The 23,995-nt window shown below is 52.1% G+C and carries 24 protein-coding genes and 5 pseudogenes; 13 read left to right on the top strand and 16 right to left on the bottom strand.

The genetic code is table 11. The annotated features are described in order from the left end of the window. Positions 1-260: 260 nt before the first annotated feature. Complete coding sequence (locus JMJ16_RS44975) at positions 261-791, top strand: AAA family ATPase (protein ID WP_007920348.1); 531 nt, start codon at positions 261-263, stop codon at positions 789-791. A gap of 117 nt (positions 792-908) precedes the next feature. Here the strand turns inward: JMJ16_RS44975 and JMJ16_RS55210 are convergent. Beyond that, positions 909-1,645 (bottom strand): annotated as a pseudogene (locus JMJ16_RS55210) (transposase); the annotation flags it as partial. Between the two features lie 82 nt (positions 1,646-1,727). On the opposite strand from JMJ16_RS55210, the gene JMJ16_RS44960 reads away from it, so the two are divergent. From JMJ16_RS44960 to JMJ16_RS44935, 6 genes are all read left to right on the top strand, one after another. Next, positions 1,728-2,546 carry an IS6 family transposase gene (locus JMJ16_RS44960; RefSeq protein WP_201392228.1) on the top strand — a complete coding sequence of 273 codons (819 nt, stop codon included), beginning with the start codon at positions 1,728-1,730 and terminating at the stop codon, positions 2,544-2,546. Positions 2,547-2,627: 81 nt separating this feature from the next. Beyond that, positions 2,628-3,125: a hypothetical protein gene (locus JMJ16_RS44955; RefSeq protein ID WP_201392227.1), complete on the top strand. Its 498-nt coding sequence runs from the start codon at positions 2,628-2,630 to the stop codon at positions 3,123-3,125. Between the two features lie 50 nt (positions 3,126-3,175). After that, positions 3,176-4,792, top strand: a complete 1,617-nt coding sequence (locus JMJ16_RS44950; protein WP_201392225.1) for a sorbosone dehydrogenase family protein — start codon at positions 3,176-3,178, stop codon at positions 4,790-4,792. A gap of 12 nt (positions 4,793-4,804) precedes the next feature. Further along, positions 4,805-5,518, top strand: coding sequence for a hypothetical protein (locus JMJ16_RS44945; RefSeq protein WP_201392223.1), 714 nt, complete (start codon positions 4,805-4,807; stop codon positions 5,516-5,518). 165 nt (positions 5,519-5,683) lie between these two features. Then, positions 5,684-6,193, top strand: coding sequence for a DUF2231 domain-containing protein (locus JMJ16_RS44940; RefSeq protein WP_201392221.1), 510 nt, complete (start codon positions 5,684-5,686; stop codon positions 6,191-6,193). 4 nt (positions 6,194-6,197) lie between these two features. After that, positions 6,198-6,416, top strand: a complete 219-nt coding sequence (locus tag JMJ16_RS44935; RefSeq protein WP_201392219.1) for a hypothetical protein — start codon at positions 6,198-6,200, stop codon at positions 6,414-6,416. 356 nt (positions 6,417-6,772) lie between these two features. On the opposite strand, the pseudogene JMJ16_RS57610 reads toward JMJ16_RS44935, so the two are convergent. The 6 genes and pseudogenes from JMJ16_RS57610 to JMJ16_RS44905 form a co-directional block, all read right to left on the bottom strand. After that, a pseudogene (locus JMJ16_RS57610) lies at positions 6,773-7,000 on the bottom strand (maturase); the annotation flags it as partial. Beyond that, a complete protein-coding gene (locus JMJ16_RS44930) occupies positions 6,957-7,409 on the bottom strand; it encodes a hypothetical protein (protein ID WP_201392217.1) in 453 nt (150 codons plus the stop codon). The gene JMJ16_RS44930 and the pseudogene JMJ16_RS57610, both read right to left, overlap by 44 nt. Before the next feature lie 160 nt (positions 7,410-7,569). After that, complete coding sequence (locus JMJ16_RS44925) at positions 7,570-8,967, bottom strand: mercuric reductase (protein ID WP_201392216.1); 1,398 nt, start codon at positions 8,965-8,967, stop codon at positions 7,570-7,572. Between the two features lie 109 nt (positions 8,968-9,076). Next, positions 9,077-9,800 (bottom strand): annotated as a pseudogene (locus tag JMJ16_RS57605) (IS1 family transposase). Positions 9,801-10,224: 424 nt separating this feature from the next. Beyond that, positions 10,225-11,163: an NADP-dependent oxidoreductase gene (locus tag JMJ16_RS44910; protein ID WP_201392210.1), complete on the bottom strand. Its 939-nt coding sequence runs from the start codon at positions 11,161-11,163 to the stop codon at positions 10,225-10,227. A 759-nt stretch (positions 11,164-11,922) separates the two neighbouring features. Further along, positions 11,923-12,315: a hypothetical protein gene (locus JMJ16_RS44905; RefSeq protein ID WP_201392208.1), complete on the bottom strand. Its 393-nt coding sequence runs from the start codon at positions 12,313-12,315 to the stop codon at positions 11,923-11,925. A 128-nt stretch (positions 12,316-12,443) separates the two neighbouring features. Here JMJ16_RS44905 and JMJ16_RS44900 point away from each other — a divergent pair, with 128 nt between their 5' ends. Both JMJ16_RS44900 and JMJ16_RS55205 read left to right on the top strand, forming a co-directional pair. After that, positions 12,444-13,247: a helix-turn-helix domain-containing protein gene (locus tag JMJ16_RS44900; RefSeq protein WP_236601981.1), complete on the top strand. Its 804-nt coding sequence runs from the start codon at positions 12,444-12,446 to the stop codon at positions 13,245-13,247. 18 nt (positions 13,248-13,265) lie between these two features. After that, on the top strand, positions 13,266-13,562 hold the full coding sequence (locus tag JMJ16_RS55205) for an integrase core domain-containing protein (RefSeq protein ID WP_307813397.1): 297 nt from the start codon (positions 13,266-13,268) through the stop codon (positions 13,560-13,562). Positions 13,563-14,348: 786 nt separating this feature from the next. Here the strand turns inward: JMJ16_RS55205 and JMJ16_RS44895 are convergent. The 3 genes from JMJ16_RS44895 to JMJ16_RS44885 are packed head-to-tail and all read right to left on the bottom strand — an operon-like array spanning position 14,349 to position 15,578. After that, positions 14,349-14,783 (bottom strand): SRPBCC domain-containing protein, encoded by a 435-nt coding sequence (locus tag JMJ16_RS44895; RefSeq protein WP_201392206.1) that lies wholly within the window; start codon positions 14,781-14,783, stop codon positions 14,349-14,351. After that, positions 14,764-15,129 carry a helix-turn-helix transcriptional regulator gene (locus JMJ16_RS44890; RefSeq protein ID WP_201392204.1) on the bottom strand — a complete coding sequence of 122 codons (366 nt, stop codon included), beginning with the start codon at positions 15,127-15,129 and terminating at the stop codon, positions 14,764-14,766. Before JMJ16_RS44890 ends, JMJ16_RS44895 begins: the two co-directional genes overlap by 20 nt. A 2-nt stretch (positions 15,130-15,131) precedes the next feature. Beyond that, on the bottom strand, positions 15,132-15,578 hold the full coding sequence (locus JMJ16_RS44885; RefSeq protein WP_201392201.1) for an SRPBCC domain-containing protein: 447 nt from the start codon (positions 15,576-15,578) through the stop codon (positions 15,132-15,134). A gap of 542 nt (positions 15,579-16,120) precedes the next feature. Between JMJ16_RS44885 and JMJ16_RS44880 the strand changes: the two are divergent. Further along, positions 16,121-16,836, top strand: a pseudogene (locus tag JMJ16_RS44880) (IS6 family transposase). Here the strand turns inward: JMJ16_RS44880 and JMJ16_RS44875 are convergent. The 3 genes from JMJ16_RS44875 to JMJ16_RS57600 form a co-directional block, all read right to left on the bottom strand. Next, entirely contained in the window at positions 16,837-17,592 is a 756-nt protein-coding gene (locus JMJ16_RS44875) for an IS6 family transposase (RefSeq protein ID WP_374229167.1), read from the bottom strand. A gap of 347 nt (positions 17,593-17,939) precedes the next feature. Next, positions 17,940-18,671, bottom strand: coding sequence for a hypothetical protein (locus JMJ16_RS44870; RefSeq protein ID WP_201392199.1), 732 nt, complete (start codon positions 18,669-18,671; stop codon positions 17,940-17,942). 485 nt (positions 18,672-19,156) lie between these two features. After that, entirely contained in the window at positions 19,157-19,276 is a 120-nt protein-coding gene (locus JMJ16_RS57600; RefSeq protein WP_374229174.1) for a Clp protease N-terminal domain-containing protein, read from the bottom strand. Positions 19,277-19,472: 196 nt separating this feature from the next. Between JMJ16_RS57600 and JMJ16_RS44860 the strand changes: the two genes are divergently transcribed. Continuing rightward, entirely contained in the window at positions 19,473-20,687 is a 1,215-nt protein-coding gene (locus JMJ16_RS44860; protein ID WP_201381603.1) for an IS256 family transposase, read from the top strand. Here the strand turns inward: JMJ16_RS44860 and JMJ16_RS44855 are convergent. From JMJ16_RS44855 to JMJ16_RS44845, 3 genes are all read right to left on the bottom strand, one after another. After that, positions 20,677-20,853 carry a hypothetical protein gene (locus JMJ16_RS44855; protein WP_201392195.1) on the bottom strand — a complete coding sequence of 59 codons (177 nt, stop codon included), beginning with the start codon at positions 20,851-20,853 and terminating at the stop codon, positions 20,677-20,679. The genes JMJ16_RS44860 and JMJ16_RS44855 overlap by 11 nt on opposite strands. 514 nt (positions 20,854-21,367) lie before the next feature. Beyond that, positions 21,368-21,610, bottom strand: a complete 243-nt coding sequence (locus JMJ16_RS44850; protein ID WP_201392193.1) for a transcriptional regulator — start codon at positions 21,608-21,610, stop codon at positions 21,368-21,370. Next, the gene (locus JMJ16_RS44845) at positions 21,601-21,756 is read right to left on the bottom strand and encodes a hypothetical protein (protein WP_201392191.1); all 156 of its coding nucleotides are present in this window, start codon (positions 21,754-21,756) and stop codon (positions 21,601-21,603) included. Before JMJ16_RS44845 ends, JMJ16_RS44850 begins: the two co-directional genes overlap by 10 nt. A 245-nt stretch (positions 21,757-22,001) precedes the next feature. On the opposite strand from JMJ16_RS44845, the gene JMJ16_RS44840 reads away from it, so the two are divergent. Further along, entirely contained in the window at positions 22,002-22,211 is a 210-nt protein-coding gene (locus JMJ16_RS44840) for a hypothetical protein (RefSeq protein ID WP_201392189.1), read from the top strand. 157 nt (positions 22,212-22,368) lie between these two features. After that, a pseudogene (locus tag JMJ16_RS44835) lies at positions 22,369-23,889 on the top strand (transposase). The last annotated feature ends 106 nt before the right edge of the window (positions 23,890-23,995 follow it).

Raw genomic sequence — 23,995 nt, 5'->3', positions numbered from 1 at the left:
GATCCCATGCGAGAGTCGCAAACTTCTCGTGAGTACAGGATGAAATGGCTGTTGGCGCTACGCAGGCCAGAGCCGGTTGCGCGTCCGAAGCCAGGCAAGGTCGTGGTCTTGGCAGAGCAACTCATCTTGCCTGAGTTTGGCGCGACTAGGTAGCTCGTGCAGAAACAAAAAGCATATTTAAAAATGTTCTCAGACGAGTATCCCATGACGGCAAGTAACACTAGTAGCTACGCATAATTGTCTATGAGATAATAAATCTCATGAAAAACCTTATCATCGTAGGCGGCACCATGGGCGTTGGCAAAACTGCCACCTGCCGCGAACTGCAGAAAATACTTCCACGGAACGTCTTTCTTGATGGCGACTGGTGCTGGGATATGCACCCATTTGTGGTGACAGACGAAACAATAGCGATGGTGGAGGGTAACATCACTCATCTGCTCAATAGCTTCCTGGCTTGTTCGGAGTTTGAGAACATTATTTTTTGTTGGGTGCTTCATGAGCAAAAGATACTAGACAATCTCATTGCCAAACTCAACCTCGATAACTATACAACATATAGTTTTTCGCTTGTTAGCAACAAACAGGCTTTATCCGAAAGGCTGAACCGTGACATATCAGCAGGAAAACGCGAGCGTGACATCATAGAGCGTAGCACGGCTCGGATACCACTCTATGATGAGCTTGATACCGTTAAGATTGACGTAAGTACCATCTCGCCAGCAGACGCGGCACAGCGCATTACAGAGCACATGGCAGACGTTCAGGCCAATCTTGCAAACAAAAAGTAGAAAGTTATACCCAATAGTCCCGGTGACAATTATGCTCTGACGTGCCACTACTTACTTGCTGTCACGGTATATTCGCCTGTTCTCATTTCCGCAAGTTTAGAGCACCGGTCAAGTAATTCAAGCAATATTGTGAAGCTCAGCAGAAAGCTGCTGGGAGCGAGCCAGGACGTGCAAATTGTGGACGACAGCGCAACGGCGCAGATCGAAAAGATTCTTGCGCACTCCGCGATACCGAGCGCGTCGCCCCTGCCATCGACCAACATGAGCAAGTGTATGCTCAACGGCCACTCGTTCGCGCAATTTGGCACGCCCCTGCACGGTCTGTTGGAATTCTCGTAACTCGATGAGCAAGGCTTCATCAGGAAGAATGCTCACGCTACGTCCCTCGGAACTGGCGGTGCATTGCGTTTTCAGAGGGCACGCCGCACACGTCTCTCTGGGGAAATGAACCACACCGCAGGGAATAAAGGGCATCTCCTGCTTGGCAGGACACTGAATAGTCTGTCGCTCCCAATCCAGAAGAAAGGCTTGTTTGTGAAAGAGTTTGCCGGTGCGAACTGGCTAGGCTTTGCAGTACACTTTCAGGTCGGAGCGTGTTCACGAACCAGATGACTGCTCAAATAGGCTCGGTCGATATGTAGCTCCTTCAAGGAAGCCGCTTGCTGAGCTAGATCCGCGCTGATCGCTTCGGTCACACTGGCTTCGGGCACATTTGCCGACGTGACTCCCACTGCTCGGATGAGGCCGGTATCCAGATCGTGGAGCACGTGCCGCTTGTACCCATCCACGCGCACACTACGACTTTTGCGACCATGAAGCATCTCGGCGTCTTCGATGCTGATGCGCCGGAAGCGTCAGAATTCAGACGAAGATTTGGCTTGGGAATAGTTGATGAGGTATGCTGATGGCAAAGTCTCACCTCATGAGGAGGAGTTCATGAACTGCCCGCACTGTGCTTCAGCTACCACGAGGGAACAGACCAAGAAAACCGCGCTCGGATATCAGACGTTCCGCTGCTCAGATTGTAAGCAAGCTTTTAACGAGCGGACAGGAACACCATTCAACTTTCTGGAATATCCCACCGATGTCGTTCTGCTCGTTGTGCTGTGGCGACTCCGCTATAAGTTGAGCTTGCGAGATCTGGCAGAAATGTTCCTGGAGCGCGGCTGGGAGTTTACGCATGAAGCGGTTCGGGAGTGGGAAACACGGTTCTCACCACTGATAGCAGAGCATCTGCGGGCCAAGCGAAGCGGACAAGCAGGGTTGTCCTGGTATGTCGATGAAACGTACGTCAAGGTCAGGGGAAAGTGGTGTTCCCTCTATCGTGCCATTGATGCAGATGGCAACCTGGTTGATTCGCGGCTGAGTGAGAAGCGAAATATGGAGGCCGCCAAGCGCTTTTTTCAGCAAGCACTCGAGATGGTTGGCCATGCGCCTGAGCGCGTCACGAGCGATGGGCATGACTCCTATCCTCGTGCTATTCGCGAAACCTTTGGTAGCACGGTCACGCATCGCTGTAATCCCTATCTGAACAATCGATTGGAGCAAGATCACCGGGGTATCAAGCAGCGGTACTATCCTATGCGAGGCTTCGGAAACTTCTCTTCAGCAGCGCGTTTTTGTCGTGCCTTCGATGAGATGCGTCAGTTCTTTCGCTTCTGCACGACCATGAAACAACACGTTTCCCTCGCAGACCAACGTCGCTTGTTCTGTCAGAGATTGGATACCTTGAAGGCTATCGTTGTAATAACCTAAACACAGAGAAGGAGCGGGATCGCTGTATCAAGCACAACTTTATCGCCTCTCACATTCTCAGTTCTGACATATCCCTTTGAAGTGAGCAGGGGGGCTTGGTATGGCTGGCCGGATTTCATTGGCGGCGATCCCATCACCGCCCCCCAGTTTCGACCACAGCGAGGACCGGCCTCCAGTTTCGTCCTTGCCAATCACGACAATCTTCCACCTCCACAACGTCCCCTGCTACGCTTCCCGCCTCATAGTGCTGCCGTAAAATTTGCTGTGGCCCCAAGCTCTGTGCCAGCGTGGGCTGGGCAGATGGTCGTTACCCTCTTCGGAGACGAAGTCCCGATGACAGTTCCACCAGGACCACGTGTCGGGCGCTCGGTCGTCCGCATTGATCCTACCGATTGGAGTCTGCACCCTCTCGTTCAGGGACCACTGGCTCGTCCAATTGATGTGCGTTTCGATCCTTCGGGAAAGTCCCTCTACATCCTGGACTTTGGGCACTTTGAGATGCGTGCCAAGCAGGGAGTGGAGGCCCTGGCGCGCAGTGGCAGTGTCTTCCGGCTCACGCTTTCTCGTGATCCTCTTTAAGACGTTTCTTCTGCGGTGACTGCCAACTCCTGGCAGAAAGGTGTAGTCATATGTCAACTCAACTGAAAACCAGAACAACACATGCGCCAGTGTCGGCAACATCTGGGAAGGCTCTGGACCTACCCAGTCGGCTTGCCTATCTCTATGCTCCGATTCTGCCCTATCTCAAATGGATCAAAATCATGCGTCGTGGCCCGCGCGGGCACGACCCTAAAGATATTCTCCTTCCCCAGGGCTACCAGGCCGAGGTCATCGCCACTGGCTTCAACACTCCAGTGCATTGTTGTTTCGATGAGCGAGGCTTCTGCTATGTGATAGAAGGGGGACACAAGGTGGAGGCTGCACCGCGTATTCTCAAAGTCAACGTCCAGACTGGTGAACAGGAGACTTTTTTTGAACTGCCCCAGTCGCAGTGGAACAAGACAGGAGCGGTGACTGGAGCCTGTTGGTACCAGGGATATCTTTATGTGATGAACACCGATACGCTCTTGCGCATCAGTTCAGATGGCAGTGCAGAGGCGATTCTGACCGATCTGCCAGGGCTGGGGGACCATCAGGCCAATTATCCCATCGTTGGGCCAGATGGCAAGCTCTATTTCGGGATGGGCAGCGCTACGAACACTGGAGTGGTGGGAGCCGACAATTTCGCCTACGAGTGGTTGCCCAAATTTCCCCAGTTCCATGATGTGCCTGCTCAAGCTATTCGACTTGTCGGGCACAACTACGAGTACCAAAATGTTCTGGGAACGATCACGGAAACGGTCCATTCCGGGGCCTATGTGCCCTTTGGGGCCCAAACCAGGCCAGGGCAGGTGATTGCAGGGAACACGAAATGCACCAGGGCCATCCTGCGGTGCAATCTCGATGGCAGCAACCTGGAAGTAGTGGCCTGGGGATTGCGCAATCCCTATGGAACGGCTTTCCATCCAGACGGTCGGCTCTTTGCGACGGAGCATGGCATCGACGAGCGCAGTGGACGCTATATTGTGGGCGACCCCGATGATTTCTATGAGATCAAGCAGGGGGCATGGTATGGCTGGCCGGACTTTGCCTCAGGCATCCGGCTGGATGATCCGCACTGGGGCAAAGGCGGTCAGGGGCGTGAGCCCGTCCTGGCTGAGCATCCCGATCCACAGCCACCTAGACCCTTTGTCAGTTTTGAACCACATGCCGGAGCTAATGGAGCTGATTTCTGCCACGATGCGGCTTTCGGCTTTGCCGGGGATGCGTTTGTGGCGCTTTTTGGCGACCTGGCTCCCATCACCACCCCACGGCTAACGAATCCAGCAGGCTTTAAGGTAGTACGCGTGGAGATGCAGACCCAGCAGATTGTGGACTTTGCCGTGAACAAGATTGCGGGTCCAGCCTCCAAACTACCACACGAGGGCTTTGAGCGACCTTCGCATTGCCAGTTTGGTCCAGACGGGGCCCTCTACGTGGTGGATTGGGGAAAGATCGATATTGCGCCAGAACGTGGCGGGGTGCGCATGCAGATGGGAACCGGGACCTTATGGCGTATTCGACGCACACAAGGACCACGAGGAGATCGACCAGCGCACCCCATAACCGTTCCGCTCTATGCACTGCAACTCTCGGCTCTGGTAGCTGGCGTCATCGGTCTGGTGGCAGGCGGAATCTGGCTGGGGAAACGCCTCTTCAGCAGATAAGAAGGAGCAGATATGATGATGAAACCCGGTTGGGGCGCGACGACTTCAACCAGTCTCTTTGCAGAGTATAGACCGCCCTTCGATCTGACTTCGGATATGCTCTTTGTGCTGGCATGGTGTCCGAGCAGAGCGCTTTCTCAGGTGTTTGAGGACGTATCCTTTCTGTCACTTGCCGGGAAAACGCCGCTGCTGCTCTGGTTCAGCCATGTCAGTAGGGTGTGCTACTCTGATCCGAGAGGAGAGCAGCACTGTTTGAGTGGCGCAGCGGAGTACGATGAACTGAACGTGGTGGCATTTCTGCGCGGGTCGATGCTCTTTGCGCCTGCCATCTATGCCACGAGTGATCTGACTATTCAGCTTGGGCACGGCTATGGGATGCCAAAACAGCCGACCGACATGCAGGTTCAGGTGGGCGAGAAGTGGTTCTCTTCTCACGTGAGAGATGGCGCGCAGCAGAGTTGTATCCGAGCACGACTGCTGGGTTCAGGCAAAGGTATAGCCAGACTCATCTCCAGATGGCTGCCCAGATGGACGTGTCCGGTGCGTTTCCCCAGCGGCTGTAGCATCCATGCGCTCCTGGAAGAGACGCCGCGCGTCCAGCTTGCACATATCCAGTCTGGGCATCTGGCGCTGTCGGTCAGATGGCTGCCCAATGCCGTCCGGCTGTTCCCTCTGGGATGTTACGTGCCTGGTCTACGGATGCGACTTCCGCCCCCGCAGCCATGACAAAGATGAGCACTCCTCATCGAGGATCAGAGGGTGAGAGGAGGCAAGGGGACGTGGTTGGCCGCCAGCAAAAAAACAAGCATGAGCGCTTCGATACGCGAAAAGATGAGACCATATTCGGCTCTGTGCGCCATTGTTGGTGGCGCACAGAGCAAGGAGGAAATCATGGAAAGTAAAGTCAAGTTGTTTGGGCACCCGATCCATCCGATGCTCATTGCCTTCCCACTGGGGTTACTGGCGACATCGCTGGTTTTCGACATCGTGCATTGGATCACTGGCAACGGCTTCTTCTCGCACGTGGCATTTTGGATGATTGCAGCAGGGGTGATCGGAGGGCTACTCGCGGCCATTTTTGGTCTGATTGATTGGCTGATAATCCCTTCAGGCACACGAGCAAAAACTGTTGGGATGTTTCATGGTGTGGGCAATGTTGTCATCGTCGTGCTCTTCATTGTGAGTTGGCTGCTGCGAATGAACACACAGACGAACCCCTCCGTGCTGGCATATGCTCTTTCGGTTGTTGGCGTCGTACTGGCACTCATCACCTCCTGGCTTGGTGGTGAACTGGTAGATCGTCTGGGGGTAGGAGTAGACGAAGGAGCACATCTGGATACACCTAGTTCTCTAAGAGGACAGAAAATCCCTGTGAGAGCTTCTCTGAATGAGGAGAGTTGACGCATTGCAAGCTCATGGTTCTGCCCCAACGGGAAGAGGTATGCAGCTCCTTTCCTGGCATCAAGTGGATCTGGCAGGAGCAGAACCTGGTAGTCTGCTTGCAATGGTCGCGACTTACGGAGAGATGGCGAACTATATGGAGCGTATCAGGCTCGCAAGGCCCGTCTTCGCGCTCATCTGTGTGTCGAGATGGAACCCTCTGCAAGCCTTTGCTATCCCTTGAACAGTTTGAGCTTTTCCCATGTTTGCGCCCGGCTGACCTGAGTGTAAGGGTAGAATTAAGGTGATTGTCATCAGCCGTAAAGTAACAACGAGAATCTTCTCGTACGTCTTTCAGAAAGGGTACGAGAAGATTCTGGCATTGACCTGCTCCGATTAATGGAGGAAAACGTATGCAAGCATCGCCTTCCTGCGTCTTTCGTTGTTGCTGCTTCATCGTAGGTGCCTCAAGACCAGCTGGTCTTTTTGGTCTTACCCCGCGTCCACAACCCAGTTTCCGTCGTAGAGTAGGCCGCCAGCGAGGTACTGCGGTTGCAATCCTTTTCTGTCGGCCCCTCCGCCAAACACAGCATGCCACTTTCACGGCACTGCGCTTTCCAGTTGTTCCTTCCGAGATGTGTCTCTTGTTCTCTGTCGTGTAGGTCGTCCTGCGTGGATCGCCTGATGACAGATGTAACAAACCACCAGAGTCTTTCTCCGCCGGGCTATCATAACTTTCACCCAACGGGGTCGTTCCTTCTTCCTTTTTCTAAGGTCTGCAAGTTTATGGACATGATGAACTTCGACGTTTTCTCGTGATCCACATAACGGTACTTTGTTGGTTCGGGATTTTGTCTTGTTTTAAGCCCATGAAAGAGCAGCATTTCAAGCTCAAATTGCTCGAGATAAAAACGTTGACAAGCCGTTGCCTTTCTCTGCTTGCTCGTTTCTGCTGAAAAAAGCTCATCCTTCCCCCGGAAAGACGGATACCCAGTTTTCCTTCATCATGAACGAGATAAGACCCTAATTCACTCAGTAAAAGCCCCTGCTTCTGATCCCTGAATCGCAAGGTCGCAACGCAAACCTGCAACACTGTTCGTACAAGACGCTTATCTAACAACTTATCGAGGGTGATTAAAAGAGGTGAAAGGAATATTTCAAGTTCTTGCGCTATGGCCTGCGAAATTTGCTGAGGATCTTGTTCGTTTGTTTGAAGGGTGTCATACTTGGGCTGCATCGATGAGAAAAGCCTCCTTACGCTCTCTGTTTCGTTTGTTTTCTACAGTTTAGCGTAGGAGGCTTTTTTGTTTTTTTGAGTTCCTCATCACTCTGGTGGTTCTATGGGAAGCTCAAAAATCCGGGATGACTCATAACAAAAAGGTAGTATCAACGTAACCCTAAGAGTCGAGCGTCATAAACAGTGCTTTGAGCCCTTCAGCCAGGGTGGGATGCGTGAAAATGCCATCTCTCAAGGCGATGTAGGGCAGCTTGCCCATCATCGCTACCTGGATGATGGTCATAATCTCCCCGCCTTCTGCTCCCAGGATGGCACAGCCCAAAATTTGTTGGGTATCGGCATCGACGATGGCCTTCATGAAGCCACGCGTCTCGCCGGTTTCTACGGCACGGGACACGGCGTTCATGGGCAATTTGGCCACCCGGATGTTGCGACCCTGTTTTCTGGCCTGGTTTTCGGTCAGACCAACACACCCAAGCTGGGGATCGATGAAGATGGTATGGGGGACCAGGCGACCTCGTGTGCTGGCGTTGCCCTGCTCAAGCAGGTTGGTGCGCACAATGCGGAAATCATCTAAAGAGACGTGGGTGAAAGCAGGCCCACCTTTGACATCTCCCAGCGCGTAGATGCCAGGAACGTTCGTTTCCAGGCGCTCATTGACCTGGATGTAGCCATCTTTGTCGAGGCGTATGCCAGCAGCTTCAGGGGTGAGCGCTTCCGTGTTGGGGACACGACCGGTTGCCGCCAGCAGATGCGAGCCGGTAAGCTGCTGTTTTCCCTGAGGCGTGCGTACGGTCAACCGCATGCGCCCACCGTCCAGTGGCTCAATCTGTTGCGGCATTGTTTCGGTCAAGACCGTGATCCCTTCCTCGCGCAAAATCTTCGTGATTTCGTTAGAGACATCTTCATCCTCGTTCATGAGTAAGCGTGGACGAGGATGAATGATCGTGACCTGGCTGCCAAAGCGGCGAAACATCTGCCCGAACTCCAGCCCGATATAGCCGCCACCAGTGATGAGCAAATGTTCGGGGAGCGTATCCAGTTCCATGATCGTGGTGGAATTGAGCACAGGGACACTCTCGGCGCCTTTGATCGTGAGTTGTTCTGGTCGGTCCCCGGTATCGATAAAAATCAGTGGCGCGGTGATTTCTCGCCTCTCGCCGTCCTTGAGAGAGATCTCAAGCGTCTTTGGAGCGATAAAATGGGCCTCGCCCATTAGCAGATCGAGACCCCGTCCTTGCAGCGCTGTCAGGCGGCTCTCGTGGCTGTTGCGAACACCCTCGACTATGCCTTGTTTGCGCTGGCGGACGGTCCGCAGATCGACCGAAATGGGGCCGGCGTGAACACCGTACTCGGCCCCACGTCTTGCCTGATAGGCGAGGCGTGCGCTGGCGACCATCGTTTTTGTCGGGGTACAGCCGAAGTTCACACAGACACCGCCTATCTGGTCGCGCTCGATGAGCGCCACTTTCCGGCCTGCTTTTGCAAAATCGATTGGGAAGAATCTACCGCCCTTACTGGCGCCGATCACAATTACATCATAGTTTGTCGAAGTCATTTGTGTTTATCTCCTTCTGGTGAGGCTGCCAGGGCTAAGGATACATCGGCTCCGGTAGCCGTTCTTGTTAAGTTTGAGTCTGAGAGCGCCCTCGACGATACGGTAGCGGTTAGATGGTAAGTGATAAGCCCAAATTATACTGAACAATAAACCACTTGGTAACCATTTCATGAGATTCGTCAGATTTGGAAAAGGACAACGTTTGTCGAACGTAGCAGCCTACTCGTTGACGCAAGGTGTTGTTCCAGCGTTCCATATGCGCAGTCTCCCCAGTTTCCTTCCCAACACAATGATGGGTTTCAGTTGGGAACACGTACTGATAGGCATGCCAAAAATCACTGAAGGTATGGCAGTGTTTGTATTCATGCGGGATGGCTTGCCAAAGCCGAAGACAGGTTGCTTTGCTTCGGTCTCCAATAGCAAAGGCAACGATTTGGCGGGTTCGGCGGCACATTGCCGTCTACAACCACCGCGCCTGGTCTTTTTTGCGCACAAAACTCCACATTTCATCGAGTTCGAGCACATCATCTGGGGTCGCAGGCGGAAGGGTTTCTTTGACATCAGGCGAGTTCTGGACGTGCGCTTTGAGCCACCCCGCAATGGTTGACCGTGCCATGGCAAAGATTCGTGCCACTCCACGTAGGCTATACCGTTCCAGATAAGCCCGCAGCACGGTTTGTTGCTCAGTTTCTGAAGACGCTTGCTGGCGTGAGAACACGATAGGTGCCACAGTCCTTGCAGTGGTATTGAGCATTTCCACAACGATTGGCTCCATTTTTGGCAATATTTGTACTTCTACGCTGAATGGCAATCTTGCCTTGAGCTACGCTCATTTTCAGGAGAAAAAGCGACAGTTTCACGCTCGCCTCATGCGAAGATTGCCATTCAGCCTTCTACAGACACGGCAAACGTGTATCATCGTTTCTTGAATCATAACCCCAATTCTATCTCATCACTTACCACCTAACCACTACCCACCTGAGCAGTTATTCCCGGGGACAACGACGAAGAACAGTCTCACGTCATATCACTGATGAGCTAAACCTTGTTGCACATCCCGTGAGACGCAGGCGTCCAAAGAGGTCTTGTCAACTTCCAAAATTGTTGACGAGCTCTCACAGCTCCGACGTTATTTTCGCCAGGGTTCTCCTGACTATCAGGTCAGAGATAGAGAGCTCTCTCCACGTTGCGGCCATTTTTGGCATGGAAGCTCTACAACTTTGGCTGAGTTGACAATACCGGAAGATGAGATTACGTTCACCCTTCCAGGCTAAGCACAATTTTCCCCTGGTGGTGCCGTGTCTCCAAGCGCTCGTGAGCTTGGCTGGCCTTTTCCAAAGGAAACACCTGGTCGAGGTGGACCGTCAACTGACCGGCATCGACGAGCTTCGTTAGTTCGGCCAATTGTTGCCCATCGGGGCGGTAGTAGAGCAATTGCGTATCAATGTGACGGGTAGGTGTTACCTGCTCAAGATCAACAATCGTGACGAACCGCCCACCATCACGCACAACCTTCAGACTTCTTGCAGCCGTCTCTCCACCAACACAGTCCAGAACTGCATCGATACCCTTGGGATGAGCCCCCTGGACCACGCTCGCGAAGTCCGTCTGTGCGTAATCAATGAGTTCACTGGCTCCAAGCTGCTGAAGGTATGGATGGTTCTTACTGCTCGCAGTGGCAATGACGTGGACTCCTACATGAGCAGCAAGCTGAACGGCAAGCGTGCCTGTTCCTCCAGCCGCACCGGTAATCAGGAGCGTTTCTCCTCTCTGCATCTTCAGCACTTCATAGATTGCCTGGTAAGCGGTAAGCCCGCCGATAGGAAGCGCGGCTGCGTGCAAGGCATCGAGAGAGGATGGAGCTGGCGCGACGAGATGCGCAGGAACAGCGACAGACTGGGCATAATGACCAATGCCGACCTGATACGTCGTAGAGATCACGCGGGTTCCTACCTTCAGCCCGGTCACCGCAGCCCCTACCTGTTCAATGAACCCTGCTGATTCCCAACCAAGAATGAGCGGAAACTGTTGTCCTTCCAGCGTCAGGCTCCCCTCCCGCGCCTTCACATCCCACATTCCAACACCTGCTGCCTGAACGTGAATAATGACCTGGTCCGGGCCACAGGTTGGCGCAGGCAGGTCCATGAGCGTGAGACGATCAGGCCCGCCAAAGGCGGTAATGGCGATAGCTTGCATATGTTGTCCCTTGTCCTTTCACAATTCTTTTTTTCTTTTCGTTCTACCAACGTTACATATGTCTCCTAGAGAAGTCAGGCGGATTCTTTCAAACGGAGAGACTTTCTCTCCGTACGCTGCTTCCTGCCAGGATATGATGAGACGAGTGTGAACAAATGAGGTCGTGTTGCAAAAAATGTAAAGCTCAGCACATTGGGTAGAGCCACATTACCTGCACCACTTTCTCAGCCCAATTTTTTTTGCAACACGACTATTCATGCTCGCTCCCTCTGGACATCTCCTTTATCTGCTTCTTGAAGAAACTTTCTTTTCCTGACACGAGAAGCATACTCCAATAATGATCTTGTCAAAAGAGCCATTTTCAGGTAGGCTAAAGGGGCCATTGAAGAAAGATTTCAATCCGTGTCAAGACGTTCAGGAACGCAAATACCGTATGCCGAAAGGCCGGAAATCACTCTCGACCAGAACGCATCCATCCCACTGTACAAACAGCTTTATGAGCGGTTGCGCTCGAAGCCCACACTACCTTTGACCTCTCCATCAACCATCTCCCTACCCGCTCTCACTCGCAGCACCTCCCTGACGTCCCTCTCCCCTGGAACACACAAGAGCCGTTGGCTCCACACACAGCAGCCAGCAAGGAGATGGCCGAGCGTCGCGTCAACCTGGGGCGAGGAAGTATCTCTTCTGACCTCACCCTGTGACCGTGACACCCTCGCACCGTTACGGAATCGTTTTCCCCCATCCTCCTCGGCCAGGTCATTCCTCTCCACTCACTCGCCCTGGTTCCACCTGGAGAACTGGACGATTCCGGCGCCTGGCTCTCCACTCCTCATATGACCGCAATTCCCGCAACGTCCAGGTATCCCAGTTCAGTCCACGCTTGCCGTTCTCCTCCTGGCCCGCATACCACGCCTCGACACTCCCAATGCCCTGCGCTCCCTCCTTGACCCAGTAAAACGAAGGATTGGTAAAGGAGCGGGCGTGTTCTTTCGGTTCCTCAATCCAGCCATGCCCTCGACACCAGGCGCGAAGCTGCGGATTCAAGACACATTCCAGACACAGTGCCTCCCCAGGATTGAGCGTCCTCACCACATCCACAAACATCGAAAAGTGCTGTAACTGGCTACGTGGGACATCTGTTCGATACATCGGACTGTTATGTATGATGGAGTGAGCTTTCTTGTCAAAGCACGTGAGATGCGTGTACAATCAACAGGGGCCATTCTACGTATGCCCTCCGACCATACGCCGTTCTCACAAAGAAGAGGTTTCTATTTGTGCTGCGTCTCTTTTCCTCGATCACGCAACGTGTCTCTTTTTGCTTCCATACGCTTCAAGAACATGTTTTGCGTTGGATTAAACCGTCGACAACTTCCTTTGTACTCGGCACGTTCGCCGATCTGACGCGCAGCAAAGCCGAACTTTTGGCTGAAAATGCGCTCTTGCGACAACAACTGATCATTCTGCATCGACAGGTCAAGCGACCAACCTATCGCAAGACGGATCGGCTTCTTTTCGTGCTCCTTGCCAGGATGGTCCGAACCTGGAAACAAGCGCTTTTCCTTGTCCAGCCAGAGACGCTCCTCCGCTGGCACCGCGAGCTTTTCCGTCTGTTCTGGAAGCGCACATCGAAGGGGCATGAGAGAAAGCCGAAGCTCTCGTCCGAGACGATCAGCTTGATCAAGGAGATGGCCGCAAACAATCGGCTCTGGGGAGCGGAACGTATTCGCGGTGAGCTTCTCAAGCTCGATATTCGGGTGAGTAAACGCACGATTCAGAACTATATGAGACCCATCCGCCGCAAAAGGCTGAGTGGACAGACCTGGAAAACGTTCCTGCGCAACCATGCGGCAGAAATATGGGCTTGCGATTTCCTTCAGGTCCCTGACCTCTTCTTCCGCCCGCTTTTTGCCTTCTTCATCATCGAGTTGCAATCGCGAAAGGTCATTCATGTCAATGTGACGCGCTCTCCCAGCGATCCCTGGGTAGCGCAACAGTTACGAGAAGCAACTCCCTATGGACACGCGCCAAAATATCTGATCCGGGAGAATGATCGCAAATTCGGGCCGGAATTCGCATGAGTAGCAACCACAAGCCGCATCAAAGTCCTTCGAACGCCGTACCGAACCCCACAAGCGAATGCCATCTGTGAACGCTTTCTGGAAAGTGTGAGACGAGAATGCCTGGATCACTTCCTGATCTTCCAGGAAAAGCAGCTGTACCGCCTTCTCAAAGCGTATGTCGTGTACTTCAACCAGGCTCGACCGCATCAAGGGCTGGGGCAGCGAATTCCTGATCCATCGATTCCATCTACTCCTCTCCCGAACCCACCGAACCAGGTGAGCGCCATTCCTGTGTTGAGTGGCTTACACCACAACTACCGCAGAGCAGCTTAAACAATGGCAAGCATATACCCCAAGAAGCAGGTGCAACCCGTAAAATATCAGATGGAGTATCTGAACGTTCCTTGCCCGTTTTCCCTCATCGGACAAAAGAACAGGTTATTTCTCCGCTTCATTACCGAGATCGGTGCTTCTCTGCTCATAAAGCAAAGGCCTCCCCTTGCTTGCCGGTGCGCCTCTTTGTGAAAGCAATGTGGAAGACGAGAGCGTATCCTGGACCAATTTTCCGATCTTATGAACAGATATTCCAAGTAGCCAACACAACTATTCTCAGACAGTGTCTGTTTTTGGTAAGAGATTTCTTCTTTTGAAGCTGCGCAGCACATGCCATTCCTCACTCAATGTACAGCCGTTCTGCACTTCCCAATGCATTCCAATTTCCAAAGTGCAGATGGAAGAAACCTCTTGTGGAGCACTTCGCCCACGAACATTTCTACCAGTGCTCATGATTGAGGGCCAGATTCGCTCACTTCGTAGGGCATTTACCTTCACTAGCAGCAATTGCTTGAATTGTAGACAGAAAACCAGATCTTTCAGGTTGCAACTGGACCCAAAACGGGTAGCCTCGCCGGATCTGGCTCAACTCTTTGCATACAGAGAATGAGCAAACGCCGCAAAACGAAAACTGAATTTACAGAAACGATAGAGGACGCTCCGTTGCTGAAGGTTTCTCCCTTTGTCAATTGATGAGCTACTCACCCTTCGCGCCGCTTGATCATGCTTCGTGCTGAAACCTCATAGTGTAAATGACGATTCTGACCCTTTTGGCGGTTACTTGTCTTATCCTCTTGGTCCTGGTGGTGGACATGTCCCTATTTCAATCCAAGACGTTAAATCTTTGAGATGAGCATCCCACGCTTTGCTGATATTCGTATAAGCATCCCATCCTTCTCCTTCACCAACACCGCTATGGATAAATGTTACCAACGTACCGTCTTTTTCTTTTGCTAACTCAAAAGTAAGGGTTGTTGGAGTAGGAGAAAATGCACCTTCCCAAGTAAAACTGAACAACTGAGATGGCTTCACTTCTTTTACTTTTCCATGCTCTCCCACACCAGGTGCCCAATTTGTATGAATTGTTCCTCCGGGTTTCAATTCGATATCAGCTTCTTGTACAAACCAGCGTTCTAATTCTTGCTTTTCGGTAAGCGCTTTAAAAATTCGTTCTGGTGTCGCCTTAATGAATTGTTCTTTTCTAATTGTTTTTGTCTCCATTTGTACTCTTTCCTTCTCGATGAAGCGTTTCAGCAATGTGTTTTATCTTTTGTAGCCGTTCATCCCAGAGCGTTGCAGCCCGTGACAGCTCCTGGGCTGCAACACTGAGTCCTTCTGGCTCAATGCTAAAACGTACCTCTTTGCCCGTTTTGCACTCTTTGACGAGACCTGCCCTTTTCAGAACAGCCAGGTGTTTACTCACCGCCTGGCGGCTAAACGGCACGTCATCCGCCAGCCTGCTTGCAGTGGCTTCACCTTTGAGAAGCAAAACCTCGATGAGCTTCCGTCGGCTCGGTTCAGCAATGGCAAACCAGAGCTTTTCATTAAAAGGAGCAGGTGATGACATAGCTACGCCTTTGTTGGGATATTCTGGGCACAACGCTGCAAGCTGGACAGAAAGTCACCCCAGCCAGGGGTATGTTTGGCCATCAGGTTGGCCTTCTGTTCTGCGGTCATCTCGAGTTTCTCGAAACCGCTTTCTGTAAAGCGTACCTTTGTCTCTGCACCATCCTCTGTCAGCCTGAACGCAACCAGGGTTTGCTGATGGGTCGATTTCGTTTCCTCATCGGGTGCAACCCACAGAAATGAGAAAAGATGCGGTCTCTCTACCTCTACAATTTCCAGGGGGGCTTCAAAGTCCTCGCCCCAGATCAGTTTGCCCTTTCCTCCTCGTCGCACGTCTATTTCGACCTGGCTCCCAAACCACTGGCTGATGTATTCAGGCTTTGTGATGACTTCCCATACTGTTGCTATCGGTGCCTGAATGCTGATTTCTCTCTCAATCTTATCGGTCATAGAAATACTCCTGATATTATTTAACGCAACCAACTATTACATAGTATAACACATATATGCAACCTTTAGTTGCATGTGATGCCTATTATTTTAATTAGGCCCTCCACCTCGTAAGCACACTTGGTAGTAAGTGCTAAGAGCTGATAGATTTTCGGGTGAAGAGTGATTAAGCGGCGCGAAGAGTGAGCACTCAACCCTTCTTTCTAGAAACATGGCTCTGCGAGCACGCTGACTACTTTCAGCAATGTAAATTCATAAGCAAAATTTGCCTGAATTGTAAGCAGAAGTTCCTCTCCTTCGGCCCAGATTTTGGGTTGAAAGAAGCAAGTCTCGCTAGGACAGCTTGCTACTGAAGACTACCTATAACAGGCAAATTCACGCGCGAATTTACAGAAACGGTCTAAGGCGACCCGCCTCTCAAGCGGGTTTTCCTCCGGCAATAGTTAAACTGATCACTCTTCGCGCCGCTTGATCACTCCTCACCCGAAAATATGGTATTGTCAACTTGACAATAGAGCTGAACAATATGCTTAAATACCTTTATGAAAACAAACAGCATTCCTCCCGATTACAAAGGTTTCCGCTTCCCGCCTGCAATCATCAGCCACGCTGTGTGGTTCTATTTCCGTTTCTCGCTCAGTTTTCGTGATGTGGAAGAGCTTCTGGCGCAGCACGGGATCGTCGTGAGCTATGAAACGGTCCGGCAATGGTGTTTGAAGTTTGGACAGACCTACGCCAATGAACTGCGCCGTCGCCGTCCTTGTTGTGGCGACACATGGCATCTGGATGAAGTCTACCTGAAGATCAATGGGAAAACGTACTCCCTGTGGCGAGCGGTGGATCAGGATGGCAACGTGCTCGATATATTGGTTCAGAGCCGACGGAACAAGAACGCGGCAAAACGCTTCTTTCGTAAGCGCCTCAAAGGACTTCAATACGTGCCGCGCGTCATCATTACAGACAAGCTCAGGAGCTATGGTGCGGCGAAACGTGAGATCCTGCCTGGTGTGCAACATCGACAGCACAAAGGGCGAAACAATCGGGCGAAAAATTCGCACCACCTACTCGACTGCGCGAAAAGAAGATGCGAAGGTTCACATCAGCCAAACAGGCGCAACGCTTTCTTTCGGCCTTTGGTCCCATCTCAGGGCATTTCCAGCCGCGACGCCACCGCTTGCGTGCCGGAGAATATCGTGCTATTTTGCAGGGACGATTCCAGCGATGGAATGAGGTGACTGGGATCAAACAGGTCGCATAATCACACAAACTGCCCCACATCCCGTTGACCTTCCATGCTTTCCCCCTCTAACGCATCAGTATCTCTCGTTTTTATGAATAAGTTGACAATGCCCAATTCAGCGATGAATGCCGCTTGGCTTCGTACATCTTCCTCGCTCACGCCTCGCACTTGCCTTTTCCTGAACATGTGCATGACCTCATATCCCTGGAGCGTTCGCCATGCCGTCTCGAACGAAAAGAAACCCAGCCCTGGCTTGACCAGTCGTTTGAGAAAGCGATGGTCTTGTTCAATCAGATTGTTCAGATATTTGCTCTGCCGCAGTTCGCAAGAGGCAAGCCCAGGCTCGCTAGCTTTCATTTCCTGAAGCGCTTTAGGATACGCTGCGTTTTTCTCCACCGTAACGACCCGAGGAGAGACGGTATGGGAAGCATTGAGCGCTTTTCTCAAAAAGTGTTTCGCTGCTTGGGAGTCGCGAGCAGCACTCAAGAAGAACTCGAGCGTGTTCCCTTGGGAGTCCACAGCTCGATAGAGGTACATCCACACTCCTTTGATCTTTACATAGATCTCATCCACGCGCCACGAGTCCATTGTCGTTTTGAGATGCGGACGGCAACGCTTCTCCAGTTCGGGGGCATACCGTTGGACCCAGCGATAGATCGTTGTATGATCGACATGCAGCCCTCGTTCTCCCATGATCTCTTCGAGATCGCGATAGCTGAGCGAATACCGCAGATACCAGCGAACGCAGAGCAAAATGATCTCTGCCTCGCGCATGACGTCATTTGAACACGTTTTGCATTGTCAGAACCATCTTCTTTTCATTTGGCACTATCCTATCAGAAGAGTTCTTTGTTTGCAATAGAACCGCATACTGCGGTGGATAGTGTAACGCCTGCCTGATGGTTTTCGTGGCTTTTGCCATGTTCAGTACCTCCTCTCGCAAAATATATGGTATCTCTCTTAGAGAGTACTAGGCTGATGTGAAATTGTCAAACGTTCGTTCTATATAGTACTCTATTGTACAAGGGCTAAAGCCCTATAACACGCCTCACCACGGTCTCAAGAACCGTGGCTTGCGGCGGGCTAAAGCCCTCTCTTGTCAAGTTATTTAGGCGATCATCCTAAGCAGTTGCTATCAGCCAACCCAAAAGCGTAATCAAAATAATGGCTACTATCGCCACAATTTCTGCTATTAACGCAAATTTGTTGTACCACGTATCTCCGAACAAATGTTTGATGGGTAATGAAAAAAAACCAAAAAGAACTACAACATCAAGTAAAAAAAACCATATAATGTAATTGCTCATCATTGCATTGGTTCCTAAGCCTATGGTGGAGCCTACAATGAAGGAGACAAACCAACCAACAAGATAGGCACATACTTGAATTATGAAGTAGACAGCTCTTGTTAAGGACGACGTACAAAAGAGAATAAGGAAGGCAAAAAGCACTAATGATAGAATTCCTATTTGTCTATAAGTATAAGGTGGAGCCCAGTTATTATCGCTTTTTTGTAGATCACAGGTGGGAACATCTGAAGTGCTATGCTCTTTACAGAGAAAGATTCCATTGAACTCACTTTCGTAATAGTCACCAGTGGTATTGGAGCAGTAATCTTTATTTGGGTTGAGGGAATTGCCTGTGCTAGTAAATATACATTGGATTTTTTGATTGTTTTGGTAAAAATAAAAGTTATCTAATTTTTTACCGTTATCTGAAACACCACAAGAACTGAGTACTATAGCGATAAAGAAGAATAGAACAGGCAAAAGCACTATACTACGTTTCACCGAGTACCCTTGTCTGTATCTGATTTCATGGAGATTCATGACTTTCACCGCCTTGAGGTTCATGAACGAACCACTTTCTGATTGACCTACCAACGAAATTTATGACGTTCTAAACAATCAATCAGCCTAACGAGCATTTTAAGACAAAACACTTTCCTATTATTCATATGCTCTTAATATCCCTTTTGCAGTCACCAGTTGCATGTTTTACCGTTTTTGCAGTCAGAGATTTCGATCAACTTGCTAGTTTTCGTGGGTCCTTCTTCTCTGATTGTTCGGTATAGAACTTCGCAGTGACAGCCTGGACATTCCCATACTTCATAAGAGGTTTCTTCACGAATAGAATCGCTGGCCGTGAGCCAGGTAACTGCACCACCTAGAAGTGCACCTAGCCAGTCACCAGTGCCTAATGATTCACCTATTTTTCCTCCCATATGGGATAGAAACCGACCTGGGATGCTTTTACTTGTTTCAACGCGTTTACACCTTCGATCATTCCCGTTATACTTGGAGCACTTTTTTCGCAAGAGCAGTATGCAGCTATTTTATTATCTCTTTAGGCTAAGTACCTGAATAGTCTGTGTACGCACTTTTTCCAGGCTGATATCAAAGCTTTCGAGTACGCCGGCAGCAATGCCCTCGCCCTCGAGGATCAGCCCGAGCAACATGCGCTTCGGTTGAGCAAGTTTCCAGGCAACGGTAAGAAGACACACCAAAAAGCGCCTGCAAAAGAAAGGCGTGTACTTATACAGGTAGCGTGGAGGCAAACAGAGCCCCAACGTCGTGTGCGCTGGTACTGTAAAGTATTTTGTGTAGAGGTCATACTGAATAGAGAGAGCAGTAGCAGCAGAAAGGAATCATCCCATGACCATACGCAAAGAGATACTTGACGAACTTCTCAAGGATTACGCTGACCCCAAGGATATTCTCGCCGAAGGTGGTCTCCTCAAGCAACTGACCAAAGCCGTCATTGAGCGCTGCTTGGAGACGGAACTTGAGCAGCATCTGGGCTATGCCAAATACGCTCCCAAAGCCGAAGGAAGCAGCAATGCTCGCAACGGGAAAAGCCGGAAACTGCTCCAAAGCGAGCAAGGACCTGTTGAGATCAGTGTTCCTCGTGACCGAGAAGGCAGCTTTGAACCCCAGCTCGTGAGAAAGCATCAGAGCCGTTTGGAAGGTCTCGAGCAGAAGATCCTCACCCTCTATGCTCACGGACAAACCACCCGTGATATTCAGGCCCAATTGCAGGAGATGTATGGAGTGGAGGTCTCACCCACCTTGATCGCCAATGTGACCGATGCCGTCATCGATGAGGTGCATCAATGGCAAACCCGTCCTCTTGATGCTCTCTATCCCATCGTCTACGTCGATTGTCTGGTCGTCAAGGTCCGTGAGAGCCAACGGGTGATCAACAAAGCCTTGTATCTGGTGCTCGGCATCACGATGCAAGGACAGAAAGACCTTTTGGGGATGTGGATCTCACAGACAGAGGGCGCCAAATTCTGGCTCTCCGTGTTTACAGAACTGCACAATCGAGGGCTCAAAGATATCTTCATTGCCTGTGTTGATGGCCTCACCGGTCTGCCAGAGGCCATCGAAACGGTCTTTCCTCGTACCCAGGTGCAACTGTGCATGGTCCATTTGGTGCGCAATTCCTTGCGTTTTGTTGCCTACAAGCACAGCCGAGAGGTAGCCGCTGACCTGCGGGCGATCTACACGGCGAGTACCCAAATGGAAGCTGAGTTCAACCTGGAACTCTTCGCTGAGAAATGGGATCAGCAGTATCCTACCATCAGTGCCTCTTGGAGAGCACACTGGACCAACGTGATCCCGCTCTTTGCCTTTCCCGAAGACATTCGCAAGATCATCTACACGACCAATGCCATTGAATCACTCAATATGACCCTGCGCAAAATGACGCGCAATCGCCGTATTTTCCCTTCGGATGAGTCCGTGTTCAAGATCATGTACCTGGCTGTCCAAACCGTCTCCAAGAAATGGACCATGCCGCTGCGTGATTGGAAAGCCGCCCTCAACCGCTTTGCCATCGAATTCGCTGATCGTTTTCCTACCAATTAGCTGAAAGTCCACAAAATACTTGACAGACCCTGTGCGCTACATCCTGCGGCTCCTTGATCTCTTGCAAGGCATCAAACACCTGGTCAATCAACACATCGCATCCAGCAGCAAGCGCCTTGCGCTCCTGCGCTGAAAGCAACTCGCTAGAGGCTTGCCCAACCGTCATACCCATTTCTCCTCCATCACAATCAGGCCTTGCCTCGCTCTCCATACGCCAGGCAAGGCTCTCTCCACATGCACACGACATCCTCTTGCCACCCTCACCTTCTCCACACCCCGACCACCATGAGAAGCACACCCGCTGGCAGCACTCGCCACCAGCGGGTCCTTTCCCCAACCCCCACCTGCATTGGTCCCGCGCCTGAGAAACGTTCCAATGCAGGTGTCCTCTCATCGGACCTGTGATGAGCATAGCGCACAGCCTGCGCTTCTGTCAATCAGGCAGCAGGAAACACAGCAAGAAGCGCTCACAACGACACGACTCATATTGCTGCGACCTATGAACGAAAACGCCCCAGGTATCGCGCCACCTGCTGCTCGTGAAGGTCCATGACGTGGTTCCACACGCCGTCGCGCCAGCACCAGGGATACCACTGGAAACATTCCAGAGAAAAACAGGGGAGGAAGCGAGAACATCGCCGGTCGCTCGGCTCTCGCTTCCTCCCCTGGAGACGTTCTATCTACCGCCTGGGCACCTCCGGCGGACTCAACACCACCACCTGCCGATCCACAATCTCCACCCCAGGACGCAACCGAATAGCGTAGGTCCGGCTGTTGATCTCACCGAGCACCTGCCCCTGCGCGCCTATACTCGAAAGAGGCACCCACGCGCTTCCCTGCGCTGCCAGCGACGCCAAATGTTCCTCCTCCCAGGGCAAGATCGACTGCACCATCACGCCCGCGTGCATCTTCCTCAATCGCATGACTTGGGTGATCCTTCCTTGTATCCATACCAGGGGAAGAGAGGAACCCACTCACTTCCCCGCTCTACCAGCACCACCAGGGACTTCATCTCCCAGGATACCGTCGAGGCAAACGTTCTCCCCTCGGCCATCTTTCTCAATCGCATGACGTGTGCGCCTCTTCCTTCTGCCCAAAATATGCCTCTATTGTACCTCATCTCGTCTCCCTCCTCATCCCCTGGCGTACACGGGGCACCTCCACCACACCACATCTTGAGGCACACCCCCTCTCCACACTTGCTCCCAGGCAGACGTTCACTGGCTATAGGATAATAACGGCCACCAAGCACACGTTCGGCCACCAACCCCCTCTAACTCCTTCCGCACATCCACGGCGAAGACGATAACGAGCATGACCCGACCAACAGACTGTCTCACCTCTGCTCACACGCCCTCCACACGCCCCCAACAAGCCCTGCGCACATCCTCCGGCCCTGCAACGCCCGTAAACGCCTTCCCAAACGCCCTGCAACGCCTGCAAACACGCCTGCAAATGCCTTCCGCACATCCACGGCCTCATCGCATGGAGCACCACCATGTTCACAAGGCAGAAAAAAACTAGGATCGTAAACTGAGCTTGAAGAGAAGAGTATACGAAAGAGAAAGAGGTGAATGAGGAGAAAGAGCAGATGAGAGGAAGAAGAGTGCCTCGCCCCCAAGCAGAGCAGCACGTCCGTTTGGAGCCCCAGGAGCAGCACTGTCGCTCGTGTGGCCACTGGATGCCAGTGGCCTATCATGGAACACGCAAGGTACTCACGATGCAGGGGTTGGTTGGGCTACGCATCGTCGTTCGCCGTTGCTCCAATTCCACCTGTCAGGCGTACAAACAGCCGTATCGAGCCGAAGAAGAAGGTCGATGGGCGCTTCCTCACGGGGAATGTGGCCTGGATCTCATTGCATACGTGGGGTATCTGCGGTATCGAGAGCATCGTTCTGCTCCTCATATCCAGCGTATGTTGCAGGAGCGAGGCGTGCCGGTCTGTGAGCGCACCGTTGAGCATTTGATGCATCGCTATGAGGAATTGGTAAGCCTGCATCTGTGCAGTCGACACCGGCTGCAAGAATGCTTCGCCTCCCAAGGACGTGTGATTGTGGCCATCGATGGGTTGCAACCGGATGTAGGTCATGAGGTGCTCTCGGGGTATCTGGGGTCATCCGCGAGGTCCTCTCTGGAGAGATCGTGCTGGCCCGAGCCCTTCTCAGCTCAAGTCAAGAGGATCTGGCGGGTCTGCTCACCGAGGTCAAAGACCTCCTGGTTGTTCCTCTCATGGCGGTGGTTTCTGATGGACAGCTTTCCATTCGTGGTGCCGTCGCGAAGGTCTTTCCCGAGGTCCCCCATCAACTGTGTCACTTTCACTACTTGCGTGAAGCAGCCAAGCTATGTACGAGGCAGATCGGCATGCCAAAAAGGAGCTCAAAAAGCAGGTTCGCGGGGTACGGCCCATCGAGCGAGCGGTTGAAGGGAGAACCGATGAGGAGGCTCAGGTGATTCATGATTACTGCCTGGCGGTTCGCAGTAGTCTCACCGATGATGGGTTGCCACCCCTCTCAGCATCGGGCCTGCGTTTACAGAAACGATTGCAAGCCATCAGTGAGTCGTTGGATCGCGTGGCTCAAAAAAGGGGCTTCCCCGAGAGCTTGGACGATTGAAGCAACTGCTCGACAAGGGATTACAGGCCACTGAGGTACTGTTTGCCGTCGTTCATCCGCTCTTTGCTCATGTCTGGGCCGTGGCCCAGGTGCTCAGCAATCACGAGCAGCAAGCAGCACAAGAGGTCCACGAGCGCTGTGAGAGGGAACTCACGCGCATGCGAGAGCACGCGGAGCAGCATCAGGTAAGTCGAGAGGCCCTCTCGCACTTCTTGAAGGTCACCCAGAGCTATGGGCCTCATCTCTTTTGCTGCTACCAGGTAGCCGATGTTCCAAAAACCAACAATGACCTGGAACAAGCCTTTGGGGCCGTTCGCCAAAGGGAGCGCCGAGCGACTGGACGCAAAGGAGCCGTTCCGGCTCTAGTGGTGCGGGGAGCTGTTCGCTTGACAGCAGCACTTGCCACCCGCTTGCGTCTGTTCAGTGCAGAGGACCTCATTCCCTCGAATCTGGCTCACTGGCGGCAAATCCGAGCAGAAATCGCCTTTCGGCAAGAGGCTCGCTGCAAACAGCTTCGCTTTCGCAAAGATCCTCTCGCCTACTTGGCTGGTCTGGAGAAACAACTTTCTAAGACAAGTTTACGATCCTAGAAAAAAATGCCCGGCGGCGCTGCCAGGCATCCCTCTTTTGTCCCCCTCTGGTGATGCTCCAGTTCTCTACTCGGTAGAGAGGATCTGGAGAGGATCTGCGCGCTCT

The sequence above is a fragment of the Ktedonobacter sp. SOSP1-52 genome (genome assembly GCF_016587395.1).
The sequence above is the reverse complement of the archived record's forward strand: the minus strand, read 5'-3'. Positions and strand labels throughout refer to the sequence as shown.